Below are 23872 nucleotides of genomic sequence, written 5' to 3'. Positions count from 1 at the left end.
TCGGACTACTTAACCGGCTGCGAAAGCGGCCGGTTTTTTTTCATTGTGTTATTCTGTGGGATGAAGGAGCCAGGCTCGTCTCGCAATCTGTAGCATCTCCGTTTCGCGAAGCTTGAGCCGGCAAACTCTCGCTTTGGATCTTGGATAATGCTGGGCCGGCGAGGCTTTCAACATCGCCGGAAGCGCGCTGAAGCCGAGCATCATGCCATTCGGTGCGGTTTCGGTTGGATCGAGACGAAAGGCCGGCGGCGAAGCAAGGCCGTCTCCCTCGTGGTCACGGCGCCAACCGAGGCGATCGAGCGCGGCTACAGGCGAGTGTCCGCCGGGGCGCCACTTCAACACTTCGATCGCGGAACGAAAAGCAAGCGTCACACAATCGATGTCGTCGACAGATCGGTCACTAACCATCTGCGCGTGATACATAACAGCTTGCAGTACCTCTTCACGCACGTGATCATGGCTGAGAGCGATAGCGGTCAAGCCGAACAGAGCGTCAAAGATCCGGAACGCGTGGCGCGCGGTGACCAACATCCTGAGATAACATTCCAAGGCAGTCGGTCCGAACGCGGCCGCCGACTTCGCTCCGGCCGCCGCCAACCATATTGTGCGCGCTCGCGTGAATCCCAGGCTAGGAGTCCACCCATTCAAGGTCGATGATTTGGCCGCTTCAGCCAACCAGTATTCAGGAGCGTCGCTGCTCATCAGGGCGAAATGAGCCATCGCGTGAGCTATTGCGCAATAGTTGCATTCACCGACACTGAATGTGGTATTGGCTTCGACCCTCGCGCGCTCACCTAAGTCTTCCAGGGCCGCCAGATAGCGAGTTGCCAGCGCATATGCCAACACTTCGATGAGAGGCGCCCATCTGCATACGGACCGGAACTCTGTTCTAGACGGAAAGCGCCCCGGAAGAGTGAGTGGCGCGAGCAAATCGAAAGCGATATCTCTGCTTTTCGATCTCAGACGATGTAGCCGGCTCCGTAAGCCTGCGGATGTCATGAGCTTGTCGATCTCGTCACCGACCAGAAAGCCGTGCTGACGAAGCGGACGCAACCTCCCGGACGAGTCAATCTCAATGGCGGCCGGGACACCCGGAATTTTCAGGACCGCTGGTCGCGCAGACTCGCCGGCCGTCCGGATGCCTTCCCATGTCGTCGGCTCCATCTCTATGGCGAGTCCGATCGCCAGTGTGTCCGCCATTCTCACGAGGTCGTCAGATCCATATGCAGCGATGATCGGACCGAAGTTATGAGACCTCTCTCTAGCCTCCTGGTTCGATCGATCCGGATACAAAGTTCGCTGCTCCAACGTCCACCTCATTGGTTTTCCTGGGAGCGTGATCCGGTCGTCGCGCATGACGAACGGATCGATTTCCGAGGATGAACCTAGGGTGAGAAAGTAGGTGTGTTTCCTGCAACCCGGTCGAGCCGCGCATTTCGAGCAGCGCCTAGTCAAAAATGAATAAGCGGTCGTTCACGACGTGCAGCCGATTTGGCCGCCGAACTGTCCTGCTTGCCAGAGCGCTTGCATCCTCTTGACAAGTTCTTTTATGGAACTTATCGAATTCTTCCAAATGGAGGCTACTCGATGAAGGTCTTAGTGCCGGTAAAGCGGGTGGTCGATTACAACGTCAAGGTCCGCGTCAAGGGCGATGGATCGGGCGTTGAACTCGCCAACGTCAAGATGTCGATGAACCCGTTCGACGAAATCGCGGTCGAGGAAGCCCTGCGCCTGAAAGAAGGTGGCAAGGCCACCGAGGTCGTGGTGGTCTCCATTGGACCGGCGCAGGCGTCGGAGACGATCCGCACCGGTCTTGCGATGGGTGCCGACCGCGGCATCCTCGTGAAGGCCGACGGTACCGTCGAGCCGCTGGCGGTCGCGAAGATTCTCAAGAAGATCGCCGACGAAGAGCAGCCGGGCCTGATTATTCTCGGCAAGCAGGCGATCGACGACGACAGCAATCAGACCGGCCAGATGCTGGCCGCGCTGCTCGGCTGGTCGCAGGCGACATTCGCCTCGAAGCTCGAGGTCGAAGGTTCTGACTTCAAGGTCACCCGCGAAGTCGACGGCGGCCTCCAGACCGTCAAGCTGAAGGGACCGGCGATCGTCACCACCGACCTGCGTCTCAACGAGCCGCGCTACGCGTCGCTGCCCAACATCATGAAGGCCAAGAAGAAGCCGATCGCGGAGAAGACCGTCGCCGATTACGGCGTCGACGCCACCGCGCGTCTCGAGGTTCTCAAGACGACGGAACCGGCGGGCCGCAAGGCGGGCGTCAAGGTCAAGGACGTCGCCGAGCTGGTGTCGAAACTCAAGAACGAAGCCGGGGTGCTCTGATGACGACGCTTCTGATTGCCGAACACGACAACGCGTCGCTGAAGGATGCGACCAACAAGGCGCTGACCGCGGCCGCCGCGCTCGGCGCGGATGTCGAGGTGCTGGTCGCCGGCGAGAACGCCAAAGCCGCGGCAGATGCGGCCGCCAAGCTCGCAGGTGTGAAGAAGGTGCTGCTCGCCGATGGCGCGCTTTACGCGCACGATCTCGCCGAGCCGCTGGCTGCGCTGATCGTCTCGCTGGCGCCCGGCTACGACGCCATCGTCGCGCCCGCGACCTCGCGCTTCAAGAACGTGATGCCGCGCATCGCAGCCCTGCTCGACGTCATGCAGGTTTCGGAGATCATCAAGGTGGTCGCGCCCGACACCTATGAGCGTCCGATCTATGCCGGCAATGCCATCCAGACGGTGAAGTCGAAGGACGCCAAGAAGGTCATCACGGTGCGTACCTCGACCTTCGCCGCCGCGGGTGAAGGCGGCAGCGCGCCCGTCGAGAGCGTGGCTGCAGCGGCCGATCCCGGCCTGTCGTCCTTCGTCGGCGAGGAAGTCGCGAAGAACGACCGCCCCGAGCTGACCTCGGCCAAGATCATCGTCTCCGGTGGCCGCGCCATGCAAAGTCGCGAGAACTTCGCAAAGTACATCGAGCCGCTCGCCGACAAGCTGGGCGCCGGCGTCGGTGCCTCGCGCGCGGCGGTCGACGCCGGCTATGCGCCGAACGACTGGCAGGTCGGCCAGACCGGCAAGGTCGTGGCCCCCGAGCTCTATGTCGCCGTCGGCATTTCCGGCGCCATCCAGCATCTGGCCGGCATGAAGGACTCCAAGGTGATCGTCGCGATCAACAAGGACGAGGACGCGCCGATCTTCCAGGTTGCCGATTACGGCCTGGTCGCCGACCTCTACCAGGCGGTTCCGGAGCTGACGGCCGAACTCGGCAAGTAATGCACGTGGCGCCAGCCCATGCACCGTTCGGCGCGCGAATGCGACCCAACGTACCCGGCAATTCCAACGGCAAACGCCGTCCAGGACGGCGATATGGAGGAGATCGATGAGCACTGTCGTAAGCCTGAAGTCCCACGACGTCGTAGGCATCGTCACCATCGATAGCCCTCCCGTCAATGCGCTCAGTGCAGCAGTACGCGGCGGCATTCTGGAGTGCGTCCAACAGGCCATCGCCGATCCCTCCATTCAGGCCATCGTGCTGACCTGCGCAGGACGGACGTTCATCGCCGGAGCCGACATCACGGAATTCGGCAAGCCTCCGAAGAAGCCGGCCCTCGATGAGGTCCTGACCGCGATTGAGAGCAGCCCGAAGCCCGTCATCGCGGCAATTCACGGCACCGCTCTCGGTGGGGGGCTTGAGGTCGCCCTGGCGTGTCATTTCCGGGTGGCGGATAAGGGTTCGAAGCTTGGCCTGCCCGAGGTCAAACTCGGTCTATTGCCAGGCGCCGGCGGCACACAGCGCCTGCCGCGCGCAGTGGGTCCAGAACTTGCCGTTAAAATGATCATCGGCGGCGACCCCATCGGCGCCAACGAAGCGTTTCAGAACGGATTGATCGAGGAGGTGGTCGAGGAGGCAGCCTCGGGCGGCGAAGCCTTCGCTCGAAAGCTCCTTGCCGACAGGCGCCCGCTTCGCAGGTTGCGCGACGATGACACCAAGCTGGCCGCGGCTCGATCGGACCGCTCGATCTTCACCGGCGCGGTGGCTGCAATTACAAAGAAGGTCAGAGGATTGGAGGCGCCGTTCGTTGCGGCCGACGCAATCGGCCATGCGCTGGATCTACCCTTTGAGCAGGGGCTGAAGAAAGAACGAGAGTTGTTCCTCCGGCTGATGAGCAGCGATCAATCGAAGGCTCTGCGATACGCTTTCTTCGCCGAGCGAGAGGCAGCGAAGATCGCCGGTGTCGAGACCGGCACCAAGCCGCGTTCGGTCGAGGGCGTGGCGATCATCGGCGCCGGCACCATGGGGGGCGGGATCGCGATGTCGTTCGCGAACGCAGGCATTCCTGTCACTTTGGTGGAGACCGGCAAGGAGCAGCTCGATCGCGGATTGGGCGTCATCCGCAAAAACTATGAAGCCACCGCAGCCCGGGGTGGTATTCCCGCCGATGCGCCTGCGAAGCGCATGGCACTCATCACGGGAGCCGTCGGTCTCGACAACGCCGGGCAAGCCGACCTCATCGTAGAGGCTGTATTCGAAACCATGGCGATCAAAAAGGAGGTTTTCGGACAGCTCGACAAGATCGCGAAATCTGGCGCTATCCTGGCGACCAACACCTCCTTTCTGGACATCAATGAGATCGCCAAAGAGACCGGGCGTCCCCAGGACGTGGTCGGCATGCACTTCTTCAGCCCGGCCAACGTGATGAAACTGTGCGAAATCGTCCGCGCCAAGAGCACCGCGCCCGACGCGCTGGTAACTGCAGTTTCATTGGCGCGGAAGATCGGAAAAGTGCCGGTGATCGTCGGTGTCTGCGACGGCTTCGTCGGCAATCGCATGCTCATGGCCCGGCAGCATCAGGCCAGCCAGCTGCTTTTCGACGGCGCACTTCCTCAGCAGGTAGATGCCGCCCTGACCAAGTTCGGAATGCCGATGGGTCCGTTCGCGATGGGCGACCTCGCCGGACTAGATATCGGGTGGCGCTCGCGACAGGATCGTGGCATCAAGTCGGAGATCGAAGACGCCTTATGCGAGGCTGGCCGCTTCGGACAGAAGACCGGAAAGGGCTTTTTCCGGTATGAAAGCGGCTCGCGCGCTCCCCTTCCCGATCCGGAAGTCGAGAAACTGATCGATCAGACGTTGATGCGTCTCGGGCGCAAGCGGCGCACGATCAGCGATGAGGAAATCCTGGAGCGGACGACATATGCGATGATCAACGAAGGAGCGCGAATCCTTGAAGAAGGCATCGCGACTCGAGCAAGCGATATCGACGTGGTATGGCTTTATGGGTACGGATGGCCCGTCTATCGTGGAGGCCCCATGTATTACGCCGACCATATCGGGCTGAAGACAATCGCTGACAAGCTGTCGTACTATGCGAAGGAAGCAAACGATCCGTCGCTCGAGCCGGCACCGTTGCTGAAGAAGCTGGCCAATCAGAACGCGAAATTCACCTGAGTTGCTGGCCTCGGAGCGGGCGAATGCCCTTCCCGCTCTGAGGCTGACCTTCCTGTCGGCGGGTAAGTCCCCGTTGTTGCCGGCTTCCGGGCGGCAAAGCTGGTGGATCGAGACTTCGATCGGCAACGCGGATCGACCCGAGGCAGGGCCGGTCATGCCGTGAATCGCAAAGTCGGCTCCAGCCTTTGTCGGACTATGGCGAACGTAAGAACCGGGATAACTGCCGACGAACGACCCCCAGCATTGTTTCAGAAGCCGCCGGCTTCGCGTCTTTCAAAGCTCGCGAAATTGCCAGCGCTCCAACAAGCGCGGCGACAGCGAAAAGCGAGAGATCTCGGGATTCCGGGTTTGATCTGCCGGTAGCCCTCAGCTCGTTTTTGACCAGTCCCACGAAGCCGTCGAATCCGGCGGCGAACTCCTCTTGGACGGCGCCGTCTTGCTGAGAAATTTGCGAGACCAGCGCGGCTATGGGACAGCCGCTCTCCGGGGAATCCCGGTGCTGCAGCGACAAATATTGGCTCAACAAGTCGTCAAGCGCCAACTGGGAGAAGTCTGAATGGCATTGGCGGAAGCCCTCCTCGAGAGCTTCCGACGAGAGCGCGTCTTTCGAGGAAAAATGACTGTAGAGCGCCCCATGGGTAAGGCCCGCAGCTTTGGCGACCTCCCCCACCGTCATCGCTCCAAAACCGCCCTTTCGCATATGCCTGGAGGCGACATCGAGGATTGAAGCTCGGTTTTCGGCCGCCTGGGCCTTGGACACTTTCATTCTTTGCTGGCTCGGGCGTTGATGGGGACCTTGACATCCATAGATTACGTACGCAATTAAACCATTCATTGCAAATGCAATGAATATGAGAAACGCTGGCCTGAGCGGCTGTCGACTGCCGGCAATTACAGGGACTTTGGAGATCGAGAATGAAGGTTGAAGGTTCAGTTGCCCTGGTGACTGGTGCGAACCGAGGAATCGGGCGAGCTCTCGTCGAGGAGTTGCTCAGACGTGGCGCATCGAAAGTCTACGCCGGAGTACGCGACGTCAGTTCGGCAGAGGCATTATTCAAGGACGACCGGCGATTGATCGCGGTCCAACTGGACGTCAGCAAGCCCGACCAGGTCGCCAAGGCAGCGGCGGCGGCATCCGATGTGACCCTGCTCGTGAACAATGCAGGATTTCTCGGAGGCCACGGCGCACTGTCCGTGAGCGATCTTGCACTGGCGCGTGAAGAGATGGAGGTAAACTACTTTGGACCTCTGGCCCTTGCCCAGGCATTCAAGAATACGCCCGCGCTGAACGGCGGCGCAGTAATCAACATTCTGAGCTTCCTGGCCCTCGCGACCATTCCACAAGCAGGCACCTATTCGGCCTCGAAGGCGGCGGCACTCTCGTTGACGCGTGTCCTGCGAGCGGAACTGAAGAATCGTGGATCTCAAGTCCTGGCGGTATTGCCGGTGCAGGTTGATACACCGCTCGGAAAGTCCATGCCGGATCCGAAGCTGACGCCCAACGAAGTCGCGGTCCACACTCTGGATGCCCTGGAGGCGGGGCAAGACGAGGTTTTTCCGGGTGCGCTCTCCGAAGGTGCCGCGGCCGCGTTCAAGGCGGACCCGGCGGGATTGCAGGCGAAGTTGGCCACCATGGTCCACGCCATCGATTAGGCCGCAATGGGCGGTTCGGCGCCGAAGCGAGCCCCGGCCGCCCATTTTTCACCGATAGTTACTTGAAATTTCGTAGCTACTCTGGCAGCTTGGGGGTGCGTAGCTTGCCAGGGGTAGAGCGCTGCTCCCTATCACAGGTGAGAGCGCCGCCTCGTCGCCGGAGAAAAATTCGAGAAGAACCGATACTGCTGACGCACGCTCGGGATCTCGCCTCGCTCCGGCAATCGACCATCCATCATCAAGAATCGGGTCCTGACATGCGCCGAATAGTAGTCACAGGAATGGGGCTTGTCTCTCCGCTCGGCTGCGGTACGGAGTTGGCGTGGTCCCGGCTGCTTGCCGGCAAGTCCGGGCTGACCGTCCTGCCCGAGTGGGCTTCCTCGCTGCCGGGGAGAGTTGCCGGACTCGTGCCGACCAAAGACGATGATTTCGATGGCGGCTTCGATCCCGATCGGACGATCCCGCCCAAAGAACAGCGGAAAATGGATCGGTTCATTCAGTTCGCGTTGGTGGCAGCTGCAGAGGCAGTCAAGCAGGCTGGCTGGTCCCCTACGGACGAACGCTCTCAGGAGCGGACAGCGACGATCATCGCTTCTGGAATTGGCGGATTTCCGGCCATCGTCGAAGCGGTACGGACCACCGATCAACGTGGCATCCGCCGCCTGTCTCCGTTCACCGTACCATCCTTTCTGGCAAATCTCGCCGCCGGACACGTTTCGATACAGTACGGCTTCAAAGGGCCAATCGGCGCCCCCGTAACCGCGTGCGCCGCCAGCGTACAGGCGATCGGCGATGCGGCTCGATTGATCCGCGCGGGTGAGGCCGACGTGGCGATCTGCGGAGGTGCCGAAGCTTGCATCGATCTCGTCAGCCTTGGAGGTTTCGCGGCGGCCCGCGCGATCTCGACCCGCTTCAATCACCGGCCCTCGCAGGCGTCCCGCCCATTCGATCGGGACCGCGATGGCTTCGTCATGGGCGAAGGAGCTGGAATTCTGGTGATCGAAGAACTCGAGCACGCTCGAGCACGCGGGGCCCGGCCGATCGCCGGACTCGTCGGCTATGGAACTTCCGCTGACGCGCATCATATCACGTCGGGACCTGAGGATGGCTCGGGCGCGCGGCGAGCTATGGAAGCGGCCTTGCGGCAGGCCGAACTTTATCCGCGCAACGTGCAGCATCTCAATGCGCACTCGACTTCGACCCCGGTCGGCGACAACTCCGAGCTGGCCGCTATCAAATCCGTTTTCGGAACCCACGGCGGCATCGCCGTCAGCGCGACGAAGTCGGCGACCGGTCATTTGCTGGGCGCCGCAGGGGGGGCCGAGGCCATCTTCGCGATCCTCGCCGTCCGAGATCAGGTAGCCCCTCCTACCCTCAATCTGGAAAATCCAGACGAGACAGCGGAAGGCGTCGATCTTGTCGGACCCAAGGCTCGAAATATGGCGATAGATCACGTGATCTCGAATGGTTTTGGATTTGGCGGCGTGAATGCCAGCGTCATTTTCAAGCGCTGGTAGGGGGACGTGCGCGTACTTCTCTTCGCTGGGTTCTAGCCGGCCAGCTCCGGGCTAGTGCGTCAATTCCTTCGTCGCTGCTTCCAGACCCTCGACGGTGATCGGGAACATGCGGCCCGCGAAGATGCGCTTGATGACGGTGGTCGATTCCGAATAGTCCCAATGCTTCTGAGCGACCGGGTTCAGCCACACCGAATGCGGATACGTGCGGATGATGCGGTCGAGCCAGATCGAGCCCGGCTCCTCGTTGACGTGCTCGACCGAGCCGCCGGGCACCATGATCTCGTAAGGCGACATCGAGGCGTCGCCGACGAACACGACCTTGTAGTCGTGCGGGTATTTGTGCAGCACGTCCCAGGTCGGCGTGCGGTCGGTGAAGCGGCGCTTGTTCTGCTTCCACACGCCTTCATAGAGGCAGTTGTGGAAGTAGAAATACTCCATGTGCTTGAACTCGCTCTTCGCCGCCGAGAACAGCTCCTCGACCTGCTCGATATGCGCGTCCATGGAGCCGCCGATGTCGAAGAACACCAATAGCTTCACCGCATTGCGCCGCTCGGGGCGCATGTGCACGTCGAGATAGCCGTGATTGGCGGTCTCGCGGATGGTGGTGTCGAGATCGAGCTCATCAGGCGCACCGGTGCGGGCGAACTTGCGCAGGCGCCGCAGCGCCACCTTGATGTTGCGGATGCCGAGCTCGACATTGCCGTCGAGGTCCTTGAACTCGCGCTTGTCCCACACCTTCACGGCGCGGTTATTGCGGTTCTTCTCCTGACCGATGCGCACGCCTTCGGGATTGTAGCCGTGGGCGCCGAACGGCGAGGTGCCGGCGGTGCCGATCCACTTCGAGCCGCCCTGGTGGCGGCCCTTCTGCTCCTCGAGGCGTTTCTTCAGCGTCTCCATGAGCTTGTCCCAGCCCATGGCCTCGATCTGCTTCTTCTCTTCCTCGGTAAGGTATTTCTCGGCGAGCTTCTTCAGCCACTCCTCGGGGATCTCCGCCTTCTCCACGGCGTCGAGCAGGTTTTCCAGCCCCTTGAACACCGTGCCGAAGACGCGGTCGAACTTGTCGAGGTTGCGCTCGTCCTTCACCAACGCGGTGCGCGACAGATAGTAGAAATTCTCGACCGAGTAGTCCGCAAGGTCAGCGTCGAGCGCCTCCACCAGCGTGAGGTATTCGCGCAGCGTCACAGGGACCTGCGCGTCGCGCAGAGAAGTGAAGAATTGCAGGAACATGATAGATGAACCATCCGAGTATCCGGGTGAAACTATCCCGGATCTTAGCGCGCCCGATCGACAAACGAGAATAAGTACACTTCATCGGTGAATAGCCCCGCCCATTGCTTCTTGCTCCGACGATGGTCGATCAATCGTCCTGGATGAGTAAGGCACAAAGCATTTGAATCATGCGACTTTAACCACGTCGGGCTGCGCTCGGGCAGATCACCGAAACTGGTCGACTTTGCGGCGAGTCACTCCATGAACATGCGCGGCTGTTGGAAGTGGCCGAGTGGCCGAAGACTTGATTCCCCTGTAAAGCTGCCGCTATTCAGAGCATACCTTGCTTACTACCCGCTCCAACAAATCTGATGGTCATGAAATTCACCGGGACGAAGAACTACGTCGCAACCGACGATCTCAAAGTGGCCGTCAATGCCTCGATCGTGCTGCAGCGCCCACTCCTCATCAAAGGCGAGCCAGGCACCGGCAAGACTGTGCTTGCTGAAGAGGTCGCGAACGCGCTGAGCGCGCCGCTCCTGACCTGGCACATCAAGTCTACCACCAAGGCACAGCAGGGCCTTTACGAATACGATGCTGTATCGCGGCTGCGCGATAGCCAACTCGGCGACAGCAGGGTCTCCGACATCAACAATTACATCAAGCGCGGCAAGCTGTGGGAGGCCTTCACGGCCGAGCAGCGCCCAGTGCTTCTGATCGACGAGATCGACAAGGCCGACATCGAATTCCCGAACGACCTCCTGCTCGAGCTCGACCGCATGGAATTCCATGTCTACGAAACGGGCGAGACTATCAAGGCCAAGCAGCGCCCGATCATGATGATCACCTCCAACAACGAGAAGGAGCTGCCGGACGCCTTCCTGCGCCGCTGCTTCTTCCACTACATCAAGTTCCCCGACGCGGACACCATGAGCCGCATCGTCGACGTCCACTTCCCCGGCATCAAGAAGCGTCTGGTCGAGGAGGCCTTGCGCATCTTCTTCGAGGTGCGCGAGGTGCCCGGCTTGAAGAAGAAGCCGTCCACGTCCGAGTTGCTCGACTGGCTCAAGCTGCTGCTCAACGAGGACATGAGCGTCGAGCAGCTGCGCGAGCGCGATCCGCGTAAGCTGATCCCGCCGCTGCACGGCGCGCTGCTCAAGAACGAGCAGGACGTGCACCTGTTCGAGCGGCTGGCGTTCCTCGGCCGGCGAGAGGTCTAACGCTTCGAGAATTCGATATTGGCCGCCAGTCGGAGTTCTTGATATTCAGGTCTCCGATTATTCTGACCGGAGCAGATTAGATGGGCCACTCCCAAGCGGACAAAGCGAAAAGTCGGGAGCGCATTCTGGATGCCGCCGCAGTCCGGATCCGAGAGCTGGGATTGGACGGCCTCAGCATTGCCGAGCTCATGAAATCGGCAAAGCTGACGCACGGCGGGTTCTACGGGCATTTTGACTCGCGCGATGAGTTGATCGCCGATGCCTTGGCAAAGGCTCTCTCGGAAGGTGGCCCGGAATCGGCGCGCCTGGGAAGCACGAACGGTCCGCGGACCCTCAAAGCGCTGCTAAACACCTATCTCAGCAAGGCGCACCGAGACGATCGGAGTGTGGGATGTGCGGTAGCGGCGCTGGCTGGAGACGTTGCGCGAAGCGATCGAAGAACGCGCGACGTCATGACGAGCTATCTCTCCCAGCACTTCGACAAAGTGGCTCACCTGGTGGAAGGCGATCACCCCGACGAATCCGCCATTGCCATCGTCTGCACGATGGTCGGAGCGGTCGCTCTTTCGCGAGTCGCGAGAGATCGCCCGATGTCTGACAAGATATTGCGCGCGGCCCAACGGAGCATTCTCGATCTTGTGGAATGCCGCGAGGCAACTGAAAAATAGCAGCCCGAAGGAAAAGGACGACGATGAAGCTCTACGATTTCGGACCTGCGGCGAGCGCTCAACGCGTCCGTGTCTTCCTAGCCGAGAAAGGCCTCGATCTGCCAACCGAACAACTGAACGTCCGGGAAGGGGCGCAGTTCACCCTCGCCCTCACCGAGATGAATCCGTTTCACTGCGTCCCCTTCTTGGAATTGGACGACGGCACGGTCATCGCGGAGTCCCTCTCGATTTGCCGCTATCTCGAAGAAATATACCCGCAACCAGCTCTTTTTGGGCGCACGAGCACCGAGCGCGCCGTGGTCGACATGTGGTTGCGGCGGTTCGAACTGGACGGCCTTATTCCGATGCTGCACGCCGTGCGCAATTCCCTGCCGATTTTCGCCGGTCGAGTTGTGCCGGGCACGCGGAATGATCTGCCGCAACTACCCGCACTGGTCACTCGTGGGCGCGAAATGATGGAAATCTTTCTCGGTCGGGTGGAGCCGTACATGGCGAAGAACGCCTTCGTCGCCGGCCCCCAATTCAGCGTCGCGGATATCACCGGCTTCTTCGCCATACGCTCAGCCAACGCGCTGAACATGGATATTGGCGCGCGCTATCCTGCCGTCGCGACCTGGTTTGCCAAAGTTTCGGCGCGCCCGTCTTTCCAGCTCTGAGGAGGCCCATATGAAAAATCCAGTTTGCATCGTCACCGGGGTCGGTCCTGAGCACGGCACTGGCGCAGAGATCGCCAGGCGTTTCAGCGAGGGCGGCTATCGGGTCGCGATGATAGCCCGCAATGCGGAGAACCTTCGCAATTTGGCATCGAAGTACGAGGGCGCGCGGGCCTTTCCTTGCGATGTCGGTGATCTCAAAGCATTGGTCCAGACGCTCGCCCTCATCAGGACCGAGATGGGTGCTCCCCAAGTCGTCGTTCACAATGCTCTGCGTGCAACGCGGGGAAGCATCCTTACCATGGACCCCGACGATTTGGAGAAGAACTTTCGGGTCAATACGACCGCGCTGCTCCATCTCTCCCGCGAGACCATTCCGCAGATGCTGGAGGCCGGGAAAGGCGCAATCCTGGTAACTGGCAACACGTCCGCCTTTCGTGGAAAGGCCAACTGGGGATTCTTCGCTTCAACGAAAGCGGCCCAGCGCATTTTGGCCGAATCAATGGCGCGTGAGTTCGGGCCGAAGGGAATTCATGTCGCCTACTTCATGATCGACGCGGCGATCGACACTCCGCGCACCCGCCCGATTTTGGCGGCGGACAAGCCCGACGATTTCTTCGCAAAGCCTGCCGCCATAGCGGAGGAGATGTTTCGGGTCGCCCACCAGGACCGGTCGACCTGGTCTTTCCTTGTCGAACTACGCCCGTTCGGCGAGGCTTGGTAAGGCTAACCGAATAGCCGAAAGAGACGGACCAGACGACCAAATTGCTCCCGGCGTCGGTTCCGCGCAGACGAGCTAAGGTGCTAAGGCTAACCGAACTGGATCAAGCAACCCGCTGCAGTCGCTTCTGAGCCGGCCTCTGACCGACAAACCACGATTTGGTGTCAGTCAATTCCGCTTCCAGAAAGCGCCAGACCTGCTTGGTCATCTTTCTGAGGTCGCTTTCGCGGCGGCGGAGCAGCCATAAATCCAAAATGGTAGCCTCGTCCGGAAGCACACGCACCAAGCCTTCGGCTAAGGCAAACGGCACCGGCAGAAATGCCAAGCCGAGACCTTCCGCCGTCGCAGCGAAATGATTGACGACCGGCACGAGCTTCAATGTACTCCGGGCGTTCGCAGCCGAATTGAAGGCCGTCAACAACGAGATATGACTCGTCCGTTCGTTGTGAAGCCTCCCGTACTCCGCCGTGCTTCCGATCAGTTCATGGTCGACCAGCTCATTCAGGGACCTCGGTGCTCCACGCTCCGCCAAATAGCTGTCAGATGCAAATAGACCGAAGGCGATGGTTCCGACGCGGCGACCGATGAGTTCGCTGTCACCCGGATGTCCTATCCGAATGACCAGATCGAGATCGCTGGTGGCAAGGTTCTGCTGCTCGACAGTGGAATTGATCTCAAGTCGGATCTGAGGACTCAGCGCGCGCAACTTCTTGACGCGAGGCAGCAGCCAGTGCTTGGTCAGGCCTTCGGTTGCGGAGATCTTGACGGCGGTCGAACGATGGCCGACCCGCAGGGACAGATCCCGGTGAAACTCCTCGAAAGAACGAACCATCTCTTCCGCCGAGCGGAGTAGGTCCTGTCCCTCCTGGGTAAGTTTCACTCCGGACGAGACCCGAAAGAAAAGCGGCGCACCGATATTCCGCTCCAACTCCTTCAAGCGCCTGCTCAGAGTCGGCTGGCTCATGCCCAAGTCCCGGGCGGCCCTGTTGACGCTTCCGGTTCGGGCCACTGAAAAGAAGAGCCTGAACAGATCCCAATTGGTTTCGGTCAAGCGAGGTTTGTGTTGGCTACTACCAGTCGCCTCCATCCCCGTGTTGCGGGGCTCCGCTTCGGAGAAAGGTCCGCCGCGCGCAGCTTCGCCACTCACCACGTTCTCCATTTCCACCCCTTCGAGACACGTGCGAGCGGAGCTAAATGACGCTCGTCATCTTTTACACAGGATGATGCTTATCATGCAAAACGTCAAGCGGCGGATTGAGCACAGATCGGTTGAAACGAACAATTGAACACACGTTCAATGCATGTTCTCGCGGTTGTGAAGGTTGTGAACAGGACACACCGGCTGCGTAACCTCAGCTCTGTCCTGTGCGCTAGAGAGCCGAATTCGTCTCGTGGTGATCTGTTCTGCCTGGCAAGCTTCGCAAGAACCCTTACACCTATTGGACGAGTTGCCTGAGAAATCCGCTACATCGCCTTGACGATGTTCTCGGTGACCTTCTTGGCGTCGCCGAGCAGCATCATGGTGTTGTCGCGGTAGAACAGCGGGTTGTCGATGCCGGCATAACCAGACGCCAGAGAGCGCTTGATGAACATCACGGTGCCGGCCTTCCAGACCTGAAGCACGGGCATGCCGTAGATCGGCGAGGTCTTGTCCTCTTCGGCCGCCGGGTTGGTGACGTCGTTGGCGCCGATCACGAAGGCGATGTCGGCCTGCGCGAATTCGGAGTTGATGTCCTCGAGTTCGAACACCTCGTCGTAGGGCACGTTGGCTTCGGCCAGCAGCACGTTCATGTGGCCGGGCATGCGGCCCGCCACCGGGTGAATGGCGTATTTCACCTCGACGCCTTCCTTCTTCAGGATGTCGCCCATCTCGCGCAGCGCATGCTGGGCCTGCGCCACCGCCATGCCGTAGCCGGGCACGATGATGACCTTCTGCGCGTTCTTCATGATGAAGGCCGCATCGTCCGCCGAGCCGAGCTTGGCGGGCTTCTGCTCGCCGCCGCCACCGCCGGCCGCGGCGGTCTCACCGCCGAAGCCGCCGAGGATGACGGAGATGAAGGACCGGTTCATCGCGTGGCACATGATGTAGGACAGGATCGCGCCCGAGGAGCCGACCAGCGCGCCGGTGATGATCAGCGCCGAATTGCCGAGCGTGAAGCCGATGCCGGCGGCGGCCCAGCCGGAGTAGGAGTTCAGCATCGAGATCACGACCGGCATGTCGGCGCCGCCGATCGGGATGATCATGAGCACGCCGAGCGCCAGCGCGAGGATGACGATCAGCCAGAAGTCGAACGCGCCGCCGGTCAGGACGAGGCGGACGATGAAGAACACCAGCGCCACCGCAATCGCGATGTTGATGATGTGACGGGCGGGCAGGATGATCGGCGCACCGCTCATGCGGGCGGACAGCTTCAGGAACGCGATCACCGAGCCGGTGAAGGTCAGCGCGCCGATGGCGACGCCGAGCGACATCTCGACCAGGCTCTGCGGATGGATGTTGCCGGGGGTGCCGATGTCGAAGGCCTCGGGCGCGTAGAACGCACCGGCGGCGACCAGCACCGCGGCCATGCCGACCAGCGAGTGGAAGGCGGCGACCAGTTCCGGCATCGAGGTCATCGGAACACGGCGGGCGATGACCGCACCGATCGCGGCACCGATCGCGATGCCGACGATAACGAGCACCCAGGCAAGACCGTCTGCCGGCGGATGGTTGGCAAGCGTGGTGGCGACTGCGATCGCCATGCCGATCATGCCGAACAGATTGCCCTGGCGCGACGAAGCCGGGCTCGACAGCCCGCGCAGCGACAGGATGAACAGCACTCCCGCCACGAGATACAAAAATGCAGAGAGGTTGGCGCTCATCTCAGGTCCCCATTGATCCCTTCAGCCCGAGGTGGCCGCTTACTTCGACTTCTTCTTGTACATCGCCAGCATGCGCTGGGTGACAAGGAAGCCGCCAAAAATGTTCACGCAGGCGAAGATCAGCGCGACGAAGCCGAAGGCGCGCGCCCAGCCCGAGCCGCTCGAGACGTTGGCGACGCCGCCCGCGAGCAGTGCGCCGACCACGATCACCGAGGAGATCGCGTTGGTCACGCTCATCAGCGGCGTGTGCAGCGCCGGCGTCACCGACCACACCACGAAATAACCGACGAAAACGGCGAGGACGAAGATCGACAGCCGGAAGATGAAGGGGTCGACGACCTGTGCAGCATGCTCCATGGCGGATCTCCTTAAGCCTTCGGCTGGAAGTTCGGGTGGATCACGGCGCCGTCCTTGGTCAGCGCGGTGGCCTTGACGAGCTCGTCGTCCCAGTTCACGGCGAGCTTCTGTTCTTTCTTATCGACCATGGTCTCGATGAAGGAGAACAGGTTGCGCGCGTAGAGGCTGGACGCGGAAGCGGCGACGCGGCCGGCCACGTTGGTGTAGCCGACGATCTTGATGCCATCGAGGTCGACGACCTCGCCGGCCCTGGCGCCCTCGACATTGCCGCCGCGCTCGACGGCGAGATCGACCAGCACCGAGCCGGGCTTCATCGACTTGACCATTTCGCTCGACACGAGCTTCGGCGCGGGCCGGCCCGGGATCAACGCAGTCGTGATCACGATGTCCTGCTTCTTGATGTGCTCGGCCGTCAGCGCGGCCTGCTTGGCCTGATACTCCCTGGACATTTCCTTGGCGTAGCCGCCGGCGGTCTGGGCGTTCTTGAACTCCTCGTCCTCGACGGCAAGGAACTTTGCGCCGAGCGATTCGACCTGCTCTTTCGTTGCGGGCCGCACGTCGGTCGCGGTCACGATCGCGCCGAGACGGCGCGCGGTCGCGATCGCCTGGAGGCCGGCGACGCCGACGCCCATCACGAACACTTTTGCGGCAGGTACGGTGCCGGCCGCCGTCATCATCATCGGAAAGGCGCGCCCGAAGGCCTCGGCGCCTTCGATCACGGCGCGGTAACCGGCAAGGTTCGCCTGCGAGGACAGCACGTCCATCACCTGCGCGCGCGTGATGCGCGGCATCAATTCCATGGCGAAGGCGGCGACGCCGGCATCGGCGATCGTCTTCAGCGCGGCCTCGTTGCCATAGGGATCCATGATGGCCACGACGAGCGCGCCGCGCTTGTACTGCGACAGCTCGGAGGCTTCGGGGCGCTTCACTTTGATGATGATGTCGGCATCCTTCAGCGCGTCGGCGCTGACGGTGGCACCGACGGCGGTGAATTCGGAATCCGGCAGGCCCGACTTGAGGCCGGCGCCCGGCTCGACGGCGATCTCGGCGCCCAGCGCCTTGAACTTCTTCACCGTATCAGGCGAAGCGGCGACCCGCGGCTCCGACGGATCGATTTCCTTGGCAACGGCGATCTTCATAGGCCCTCCGGCGGCGCCCTCAAGTACGATTTATAAACCCACGGCGAACGCGGCGGGTCGAGTTGTGGACAATACTGCATGCCGTCGCATCAGGCCGCCGCTGCGGACAGCTTATTTACGTATGACCCAAGGTCTGCAGAGAAATGCTCGTGCTTCAACAAACGACCGAAGTGCCTCATCATGCGTGGATACTCGTTTCGGACACCACGGTGAAGTATTCTGCTTAGGCCCAGCTCCTCCAGCTGACGCCGCCGAGAATGTTCGTTCATGAAGAGAGCGAACTCCGTGGCGAAGCAGATATCGGCAAGGGAAATGTTGTCGCCGACCAGCACCTGGCGGGCGGACGAGAGCGCTTGCTCAAGTCCCGAGGCGTAGATCGAAAACGCTTCTTGAGCTCTCGCGTGGACCGTCGCGTCCAGTGTCCCGTCCGACAGTGCGAGAAGGTAGATCTGAGCGTCCCGCGCAAAAATCAGGCTCACATCCAGGAAGCTGTCGATCCTGGAAGCCTCGTAAGCATCATGCCCATAGAGAGGGAAATCGGTCTTGCTCAGGCGTGCCACCGCTCGCATGATGCTATTCGATTCGAAGATGCCGATTTTTCCGCCCGGAGCAAACGCGGCAGGAACGTTGCCGAACGGATGGGCATCCATGAACGCTTCTGTCTTGAACAGGCGCTCTCCTGCCAGCCCTACAATGCCAGTTCGAGCGAGCGGCGAGTACGCGTGCCATTCGTAGGAAGCCACGGGAGCGGCATTGTAATCCCAAAGCCAGCTCTTCAATTCTTTGGCGAGAGCGCCTTTGATCTCGATTTCAACTCCGGCGAATCTGCCCGCAATGGTCGCCTTCCAAACTCTTGGGTTCGGCAGATACGAAAAAATGCGAAGGTCAGCCATTGTAAGCCACTGAGAGAAGCGGTCCCTGGGACGTGTCAGAGGACTAAAGGCCTAGCGGAAATCTGGGCAATCAAAAATCTGCATATCGCCCTACTCACCAATGAATAGGGCACCGCGAACCTGGGTCCGGCAGGCACTTGTCCGGGAGCGCGAGGCCGCGCAATCCAGGTACCGGTGTGGTCCTTACGACCGGAATGGTGTGTCGAAGATGGTGTCTACGCTCGAACCGTGGACCTACTTGGCTAAAACATGGCGCGAACGCATGATGCATAAGACGCCGGTTATGGACCAGATGGAAACCGCAGCACTATTCCTCGTCTCCCCCACTGTACCTCCGCCGCGAAGAGAATGGCGACGCCCGCATTTCGACAGAGCTCTTCATCGCGCAGAAAGCCGCGAGGTCTGATCCGCATCAAGTCGGGCGAGACGGTGTCCAGTTGGCGATGGCAGGGCTAGCGCTTTCAGGAAGACGATAGGATTCGTCTGCAGAGGGGAATGCGCCATCGCGAACATCCGCAGCCCAGCGTGAGAGTGCCTCTTGCAACTGGCCAAAGCCGTCTGTGTAGGTGCGAACGAACCTCGGGCGGCGGCCTTCGACCAAGCCGAGCAAATCATGGAGCACAAGAACCTGGCCCGCACAGGCCGGTCCCGCTCCGATACCGATCGTAGGAATGGTCAGCGTTTCCGTCGCTCGGGCTGCCAGCTCGGCCGGTATTCCCTCCAGAACGAGCGCGAAGCAACCAGCCTCCTGCAGACGATGAGCGTCGTCGAGCAGACGCAAAGCATCGTCGGCCTTCTGACCTTGCACCTTGAATCCGCCCATCACGTTGACGCTCTGCGGGGTCAGGCCGAGATGGCCCATAACCGGAATCTCGCAATCGACCAAGGCGCGAACCATTTCGAGACGCTTCGCTCCGCCCTCGAGTTTCACGGCGTCGGCTCCACGCTGCAGAAACCCGCCGGCATTGCGTATCGTGTCTTGGATGCTGAGATGGAAACTGAGGAACGGCATATCGGCCACCAGCAGGGCTCTCGGCCTCGTTCGTGCGACTGCTTCGAGGTGGTGATTCATCATGGCCATGCTGACCGGAAGCGTATTATCGTATCCGAGGCAAACGTTGCCCACGCTGTCGCCGACGAGAATGACATCGACGACGGGATCAGCTATGCGGGCGGTCACTGCGTCGTAGGCGGTGGTCATAACCAGTCGTCGACCATCCCGCTTCCAAACCTCGAGCATCGGAATCGTAACTCGCCGGACGGGCGCCTCGGGAGTATGGCTCATCTACGTCGCACCCATCTCTTCCTCTGATCGCCCTAACCGGTCCATCGCTCTAGAGTGCCTTGAGAGCGGGCAAGCCAAGCACAGACTTTTCACTTCGAATGAATATTTGGCCCGAAGAAAGCTGAACAGATCGATTTATGGTGCCACGCAATTCATCCATGAATTGCGGATCGTCACCGGTCGCGCGGTGACAGATCTCAACTGTGACCGCTGGCCCGCCCCGACTTGGACGTTTCGCTATCCGGCAGCGGCCGGGAGGAAGCCGATGCGCCGGGAAGTTGGTGATTGCGGTAACGCTCACGAAGCTCCGACTTCTTGACCTTCCCCGTCGCCGTATGGGGAATTGAGTCCATCACAACGTCGTCAGGCATCCACCACTTCGCGATCTTGCCCTCGAGATACGCTAGAATGGCGCTCTTGGACGCCTCCGCACCCGTCTTGATCTGGACCACGAGAAGCGGCCTCTCGCCCCATTTCGGGTGTGGGACGGCAATCACCGCAACCTCCTGCACGGAAGGGTGCGCGGCGGCGACATTCTCGATCTCGATCGACGATATCCATTCGCCGCCTGACTTGATAACGTCCTTAGATCGATCGGTTATGCGCATGTACGCGTGCTCGTCGATCGTTGCGACGTCTCCTGTGTCGAAGTAGCCCTCCTCGTCCAAAATTTGGTCATTCAAGCCAAAGTACGCCTTGGCGACGCTTGGGCCACGCACCTTCAGTCTACCGAATGCTTTTCCGTCGCGGGGGAGTTTCGTGCCGACGTCGTCGGTGATCTTCATCTCGACGAGAAACGGTGCAAAACCTTGACTCGAAAGCTGGGCAAGCCTTTCGGCGCCATTCAGCTTTTCGAACGGCGGCTTCAGGTACCCGATCGAACCGACAGGCCCCATCTCCGTCATACCCCAGCCCTGCCGTGCAGCAATTCCGACTCGCTCAAATCCTTCGATCATCGCAGGTGGAGGCGCCGCCCCACCGATGGTCAGACTTTTAAGCGACGGCAGCCGCAAGTTTTCCGATTCCATATGCTGTTGAAGCATGAGCCAGACCGTCGGGACGCCTGCCGTCGACGTCACGTTCTCGTCCCTGAGCAGCTCATATACGGATGGGCCGTCGAGCTTCGCGCCAGGGAATACAATCTTGCTACCCACCATTGGCGCCTGGAATACGTACGCCCAGCTATTGGCATGAAATAACGGAACGACCGGAAGGACGGTATCGTTACAGCTTAAACCCATCACGTCTGCTTGAGCGGTCATCAGCGACTGAAGTACATTTGACCGATGAGAATACAAGACGCCCTTCGGATTCCCTGTGGTGCCCGACGTGTAGCACAGGCCAGCGGCGGTATTCTCGTCGAAGCACTTCCAGGCGAAGTCGCCGTCGACGCTATCGATCCATTCCTCGTACGCAACGGCACCGCGCAAAGACGTTCTCGGCATATTCTCGCGATCCGTCAGAATGACGAAGCGCTCGACGGATTCGAGTTGTGCAGACAGCTTTTCGAGAAGCGGCACGAATGTGACGTCAGCACAGAGAATTCTGTCCTTTGCGTGATTGATGATCCATACAATCTGTTCGGGAAACAGGCGGGGATTCACGGTGTGGCAAATGGCGCCGATCCCCATGATTCCATACCAGAGCTCCATGTGTCGCCAAGTGTTCCAGGCCAATGTCGCCACCCGATCGCCAAGCACAATGCCGTCGCGATCCAGCCGCTGGGCAACTCTTAGGGCACGTTTTCTGATTTCGCCGTAATTGGTCCGATGGATCGGTCCTTCGATCGACCGAGTCACCACCTCGCGATTCGGGTGGCAAGCTGCGGCGTGATCAATGATCCGCTGACACAGCAAAGGCCAGTCTTGCATTAAGCCCAACATGGATCCCTCCGATAGGTCCTGCCACTTCCGTTCAATCGGAAGCGATCAACGTCTGTTACCTCGATTGGAACATGCGGCCGTCGGGCGGTAAAACGAAACATAGGAGTTGGCGCACAACGTCAATTTTTTGGCGCGTACGGCCATAGAACCCGCGCTGCTGGGTCGTGATATCTTTCCGCACAATTTCAAAAAGCAGCAAGGCGGCAGGAGACGACATGCCAATCTACAGGATCATGAGTGAACGCGGCGCGATCAGCTCCGGGCAGAAGCATGAGATCGCCGAAGCGTTGGTGGAAATGCATTTGCGTGTGGCGGGCGGAGCCAGATGGCTGGTCAACGTCGTCTTCGAGGAATTGGAAAGCGTGTTTGTGGGCGGAACGCCGGCAAAGAGACTGCTGATAGCGACAACCATTCGCGAAGGACGAGGCGCCGAGGCAAAAGCGAAACTCCTTGCAGAATACTCATCACTCGTATCGCGTGTGCTGGATATCCCGACCTCCGATATCATCGCTGGTCTCGATGAAGTAAATCCGGACAACGTGATGGAGGCCGGATTCATTCTTCCAAGGGTCGGGGAGGAAGAGGCTTGGATGAAGAAGGTGCTGGCCTCGAAAGGGCATTGACGCCGACCGGTCGATTGGGTGCGATTGCATCGTGCCGGCGGACGCGGGCCAATCCGCTGGCCGCGATGCTGGGCGCTCCTGGGAGCTCGACCGCAAAAGAACGAATTGATCCCAGCGGCTTACGGAAGCTGCCCCTCGCACCAACTTGCACATCCGAAGGCACTGCAGACGCCGCCAGTCCACGCGACAGCTCGGCCTGCCGTTGCGGCCGAACGGCTCCTTGCACCGCAAACGCGCCGGATGGGAGGCCTTCGGCCGCGATGGCATTTACAACTTAGTTGCCGTCTCCGGCGACAGCGGTCCGGTCCCTCCTCGCCTCCAGCGACCGCGTCACTACTCCTGCGCCCCGCAACGATCGCGAAGGCCACCTTGGTGCAAGCCTCTGCCGAATTGTCATCCGGGTACGCAGTCGCTGCGACCGAGAATCCGCAAGAAGATCCGAAAGCCGATAAGAAGAGCATGGCCATGCTTGTCAAAATACTGATATCATTCGACCGCGCTCCGCGGGGAGAACCATCGTCTTGACAGCTCTTACCGTAGCCTCATGCTGGTTCAACGCAATTCTCGACGGCCTTGAACGACAGGGCCTGGAGAGAACACGACTGACGCTCGGGGTCCGCGGCATCGTGGACGGCAGATTTCCCGACACGAGCCGCATTGAGCTCTCTCCAACAAGGACCATTTGGGGCCGCGCCCGGCTTCTTTCGGACGATCCTCTGCTCGGGGTCAAGGTCGGCAGCGCCCTGCCTATACACGCCACCAATGTGATCGCGGTCATCACAGCGCACAGCCCTACGTTTGGCGAATCTATTCAGCACCTGTTGCGCTATCAGGCGTTGCTGAGCGAGGGCGGCCAGCTCACGACGCAATCCACGGGAGGCGCGATTCGGGTGCTGTATAAGCCGAACTGGGACGCCGTATCGATGGATGTGCTTCATACCGATGCCATCATCGCTTGTGTCGTCGCGAGCGGTCCGAAGCCTACGCTTGTTCATCTCGTTGGTCGGCCGGAGGCCGATCAGGCCTCGTTCGCTGAAACCCTTAAATGCGACGTTTGCTTTGGCGCGCGATGCGCTTCCGTCGACTACGATGCCAAGGCACTGAACACACTAAGATCCGGAGCGGATCGATCTTTGTGCGACATCAATATCGCTTACGCTGAGACCTTGCTTGGCGCTCTCCGTCGAATGGATGCCCTTTGCCAACGGGTGCAGGCAGCGGTCGCAAAGCTCGGTCCGGGTGCAGCCAATATCGACGCCGTCGCCAGCGAAGTCGGCTGTTCACCGCGCACGCTCCAGCGCCGTTTAAGTTCAGCCGGCACGAGCTTCTCTGCACTTTTCGATGCCTATCGGATGGCTGAAGCCCTAATCATGCTGTCCGAGACAGATGTCGGTGTATCTCGTATCGGTCACCTTCTCGGCTTCTCGGAATCGAGCTCCTTCTCCCGCGCCGTATCGCAGTGGTGTGGACTATCGCCCCGCCAAATCAGGGAGCAGCGGAACAGTGACCTGGCTGGAATTCGAGATTCGCATCTATCGCCTCATCGGCCGCTTCCCCGAACGAGGAACGCCGTCGGAGCGACCCGGATGGGGGTCGTCAAACGGCCAAGCTCCTTGTTGACAGTGTGATGTGCTCGCTCCGTCACCCGCAAACGAAAGAGTCGCTCTTTCGATAATTCAAGGCTGCTTAGACGACATTCCCTCTCGCCCGACAATGAAACGGGCTGTTCGATCAAACGGGG

The 23872-nt window shown here is 60.5% G+C and carries 20 protein-coding genes and 1 pseudogene; 11 read left to right on the top strand and 10 right to left on the bottom strand.

Translation table 11 applies throughout. The features are described from left to right. Window positions 1-48 precede the first annotated feature (48 nt). On the bottom strand, window positions 49-1200 hold the full coding sequence (locus IVB26_RS12430) for a hypothetical protein (RefSeq protein ID WP_247971917.1): 1152 nt from the start codon (window positions 1198-1200) through the stop codon (window positions 49-51). Between the two features lie 387 nt (window positions 1201-1587). Between IVB26_RS12430 and IVB26_RS12425 the strand changes: the two genes are divergently transcribed. From IVB26_RS12425 to IVB26_RS12415, 3 genes are all read left to right on the top strand, one after another. Beyond that, the gene (locus tag IVB26_RS12425) at window positions 1588-2337 is read left to right on the top strand and encodes an electron transfer flavoprotein subunit beta/FixA family protein (protein WP_247971139.1); all 750 of its coding nucleotides are present in this window, start codon (window positions 1588-1590) and stop codon (window positions 2335-2337) included. Next, window positions 2337-3272: an electron transfer flavoprotein subunit alpha/FixB family protein gene (locus IVB26_RS12420; protein WP_247971916.1), complete on the top strand. Its 936-nt coding sequence runs from the start codon at window positions 2337-2339 to the stop codon at window positions 3270-3272. The genes IVB26_RS12425 and IVB26_RS12420 overlap by 1 nt, the downstream gene beginning before the upstream one ends. A 106-nt stretch (window positions 3273-3378) precedes the next feature. Beyond that, window positions 3379-5448, top strand: a complete 2070-nt coding sequence (locus tag IVB26_RS12415; RefSeq protein WP_247971915.1) for a 3-hydroxyacyl-CoA dehydrogenase NAD-binding domain-containing protein — start codon at window positions 3379-3381, stop codon at window positions 5446-5448. A gap of 193 nt (window positions 5449-5641) precedes the next feature. On the opposite strand, the gene IVB26_RS12410 is transcribed toward IVB26_RS12415, so the two are convergent. Further along, on the bottom strand, window positions 5642-6214 hold the full coding sequence (locus tag IVB26_RS12410; RefSeq protein WP_247971914.1) for a TetR/AcrR family transcriptional regulator: 573 nt from the start codon (window positions 6212-6214) through the stop codon (window positions 5642-5644). Window positions 6215-6363: 149 nt separating this feature from the next. Between IVB26_RS12410 and IVB26_RS12405 the strand changes: the two genes are divergently transcribed. Together IVB26_RS12405 and fabF are read left to right on the top strand one after the other, a co-directional pair. Next, complete coding sequence (locus IVB26_RS12405) at window positions 6364-7101, top strand: SDR family NAD(P)-dependent oxidoreductase (protein ID WP_247971913.1); 738 nt, start codon at window positions 6364-6366, stop codon at window positions 7099-7101. 257 nt (window positions 7102-7358) lie between these two features. After that, window positions 7359-8618 (top strand): beta-ketoacyl-ACP synthase II, encoded by a 1260-nt coding sequence (gene fabF, locus IVB26_RS12400; RefSeq protein ID WP_247971912.1) that lies wholly within the window; start codon window positions 7359-7361, stop codon window positions 8616-8618. A gap of 51 nt (window positions 8619-8669) precedes the next feature. Here the strand turns inward: fabF and IVB26_RS12395 are convergent, their stop codons facing one another. Beyond that, window positions 8670-9845 (bottom strand): vWA domain-containing protein, encoded by a 1176-nt coding sequence (locus IVB26_RS12395; RefSeq protein WP_247971911.1) that lies wholly within the window; start codon window positions 9843-9845, stop codon window positions 8670-8672. A gap of 359 nt (window positions 9846-10204) precedes the next feature. Between IVB26_RS12395 and IVB26_RS12390 the strand changes: the two genes are divergently transcribed. The 4 genes from IVB26_RS12390 (at window position 10205) to IVB26_RS12375 (ending at window position 13092) form a co-directional block, all read left to right on the top strand. Then, window positions 10205-11047: an AAA family ATPase gene (locus IVB26_RS12390; RefSeq protein WP_247973143.1), complete on the top strand. Its 843-nt coding sequence runs from the start codon at window positions 10205-10207 to the stop codon at window positions 11045-11047. A gap of 80 nt (window positions 11048-11127) precedes the next feature. Then, a complete protein-coding gene (locus IVB26_RS12385) occupies window positions 11128-11715 on the top strand; it encodes a TetR/AcrR family transcriptional regulator (protein ID WP_247971910.1) in 588 nt (195 codons plus the stop codon). A gap of 23 nt (window positions 11716-11738) precedes the next feature. Then, window positions 11739-12371: a glutathione S-transferase family protein gene (locus tag IVB26_RS12380; protein WP_247971909.1), complete on the top strand. Its 633-nt coding sequence runs from the start codon at window positions 11739-11741 to the stop codon at window positions 12369-12371. Continuing rightward, entirely contained in the window at window positions 12334-13092 is a 759-nt protein-coding gene (locus IVB26_RS12375) for an SDR family NAD(P)-dependent oxidoreductase (protein ID WP_247971908.1), read from the top strand. The genes IVB26_RS12380 and IVB26_RS12375 overlap by 38 nt, the downstream gene beginning before the upstream one ends. A 100-nt stretch (window positions 13093-13192) precedes the next feature. Here IVB26_RS12375 and IVB26_RS12370 read toward each other — a convergent pair whose 3' ends face one another. From IVB26_RS12370 to IVB26_RS12340, 7 genes and pseudogenes are all read right to left on the bottom strand, one after another. Further along, window positions 13193-14176, bottom strand: a complete 984-nt coding sequence (locus tag IVB26_RS12370; RefSeq protein WP_247973142.1) for a LysR family transcriptional regulator — start codon at window positions 14174-14176, stop codon at window positions 13193-13195. A 377-nt stretch (window positions 14177-14553) separates the two neighbouring features. Beyond that, window positions 14554-15951 (bottom strand): NAD(P)(+) transhydrogenase (Re/Si-specific) subunit beta, encoded by a 1398-nt coding sequence (locus IVB26_RS12365; protein WP_247971907.1) that lies wholly within the window; start codon window positions 15949-15951, stop codon window positions 14554-14556. A gap of 39 nt (window positions 15952-15990) precedes the next feature. After that, on the bottom strand, window positions 15991-16308 hold the full coding sequence (locus tag IVB26_RS12360) for a proton-translocating transhydrogenase family protein (protein ID WP_018317801.1): 318 nt from the start codon (window positions 16306-16308) through the stop codon (window positions 15991-15993). An 11-nt stretch (window positions 16309-16319) separates the two neighbouring features. Next, window positions 16320-17447, bottom strand: coding sequence for a Re/Si-specific NAD(P)(+) transhydrogenase subunit alpha (locus IVB26_RS12355; protein ID WP_247971906.1), 1128 nt, complete (start codon window positions 17445-17447; stop codon window positions 16320-16322). 89 nt (window positions 17448-17536) lie between these two features. Beyond that, window positions 17537-18340: a glutathione S-transferase family protein gene (locus IVB26_RS12350; RefSeq protein WP_247971905.1), complete on the bottom strand. Its 804-nt coding sequence runs from the start codon at window positions 18338-18340 to the stop codon at window positions 17537-17539. A 412-nt stretch (window positions 18341-18752) separates the two neighbouring features. After that, window positions 18753-19625: a 3-methyl-2-oxobutanoate hydroxymethyltransferase gene (panB, locus tag IVB26_RS12345; RefSeq protein WP_247971904.1), complete on the bottom strand. Its 873-nt coding sequence runs from the start codon at window positions 19623-19625 to the stop codon at window positions 18753-18755. 260 nt (window positions 19626-19885) lie between these two features. Beyond that, window positions 19886-21508 (bottom strand): annotated as a pseudogene (locus tag IVB26_RS12340) (long-chain-fatty-acid--CoA ligase); the annotation flags it as partial. Window positions 21509-21723: 215 nt separating this feature from the next. Between IVB26_RS12340 and IVB26_RS12335 the strand changes: the two are divergent. Together IVB26_RS12335 and IVB26_RS12330 are read left to right on the top strand one after the other, a co-directional pair. Next, window positions 21724-22131 carry a tautomerase family protein gene (locus IVB26_RS12335; RefSeq protein ID WP_247971903.1) on the top strand — a complete coding sequence of 136 codons (408 nt, stop codon included), beginning with the start codon at window positions 21724-21726 and terminating at the stop codon, window positions 22129-22131. Between the two features lie 521 nt (window positions 22132-22652). Continuing rightward, window positions 22653-23759, top strand: a complete 1107-nt coding sequence (locus tag IVB26_RS12330) for an AraC family transcriptional regulator (RefSeq protein ID WP_247971902.1) — start codon at window positions 22653-22655, stop codon at window positions 23757-23759. Window positions 23760-23872 lie beyond the last annotated feature (113 nt).

Source organism: Bradyrhizobium sp. 195 (assembly GCF_023101665.1).
Classification (GTDB): domain Bacteria; phylum Pseudomonadota; class Alphaproteobacteria; order Rhizobiales; family Xanthobacteraceae; genus Bradyrhizobium.
Note: the sequence above shows the minus strand (reverse complement) of the source record. Positions and strands in the feature narration are given on the sequence as shown.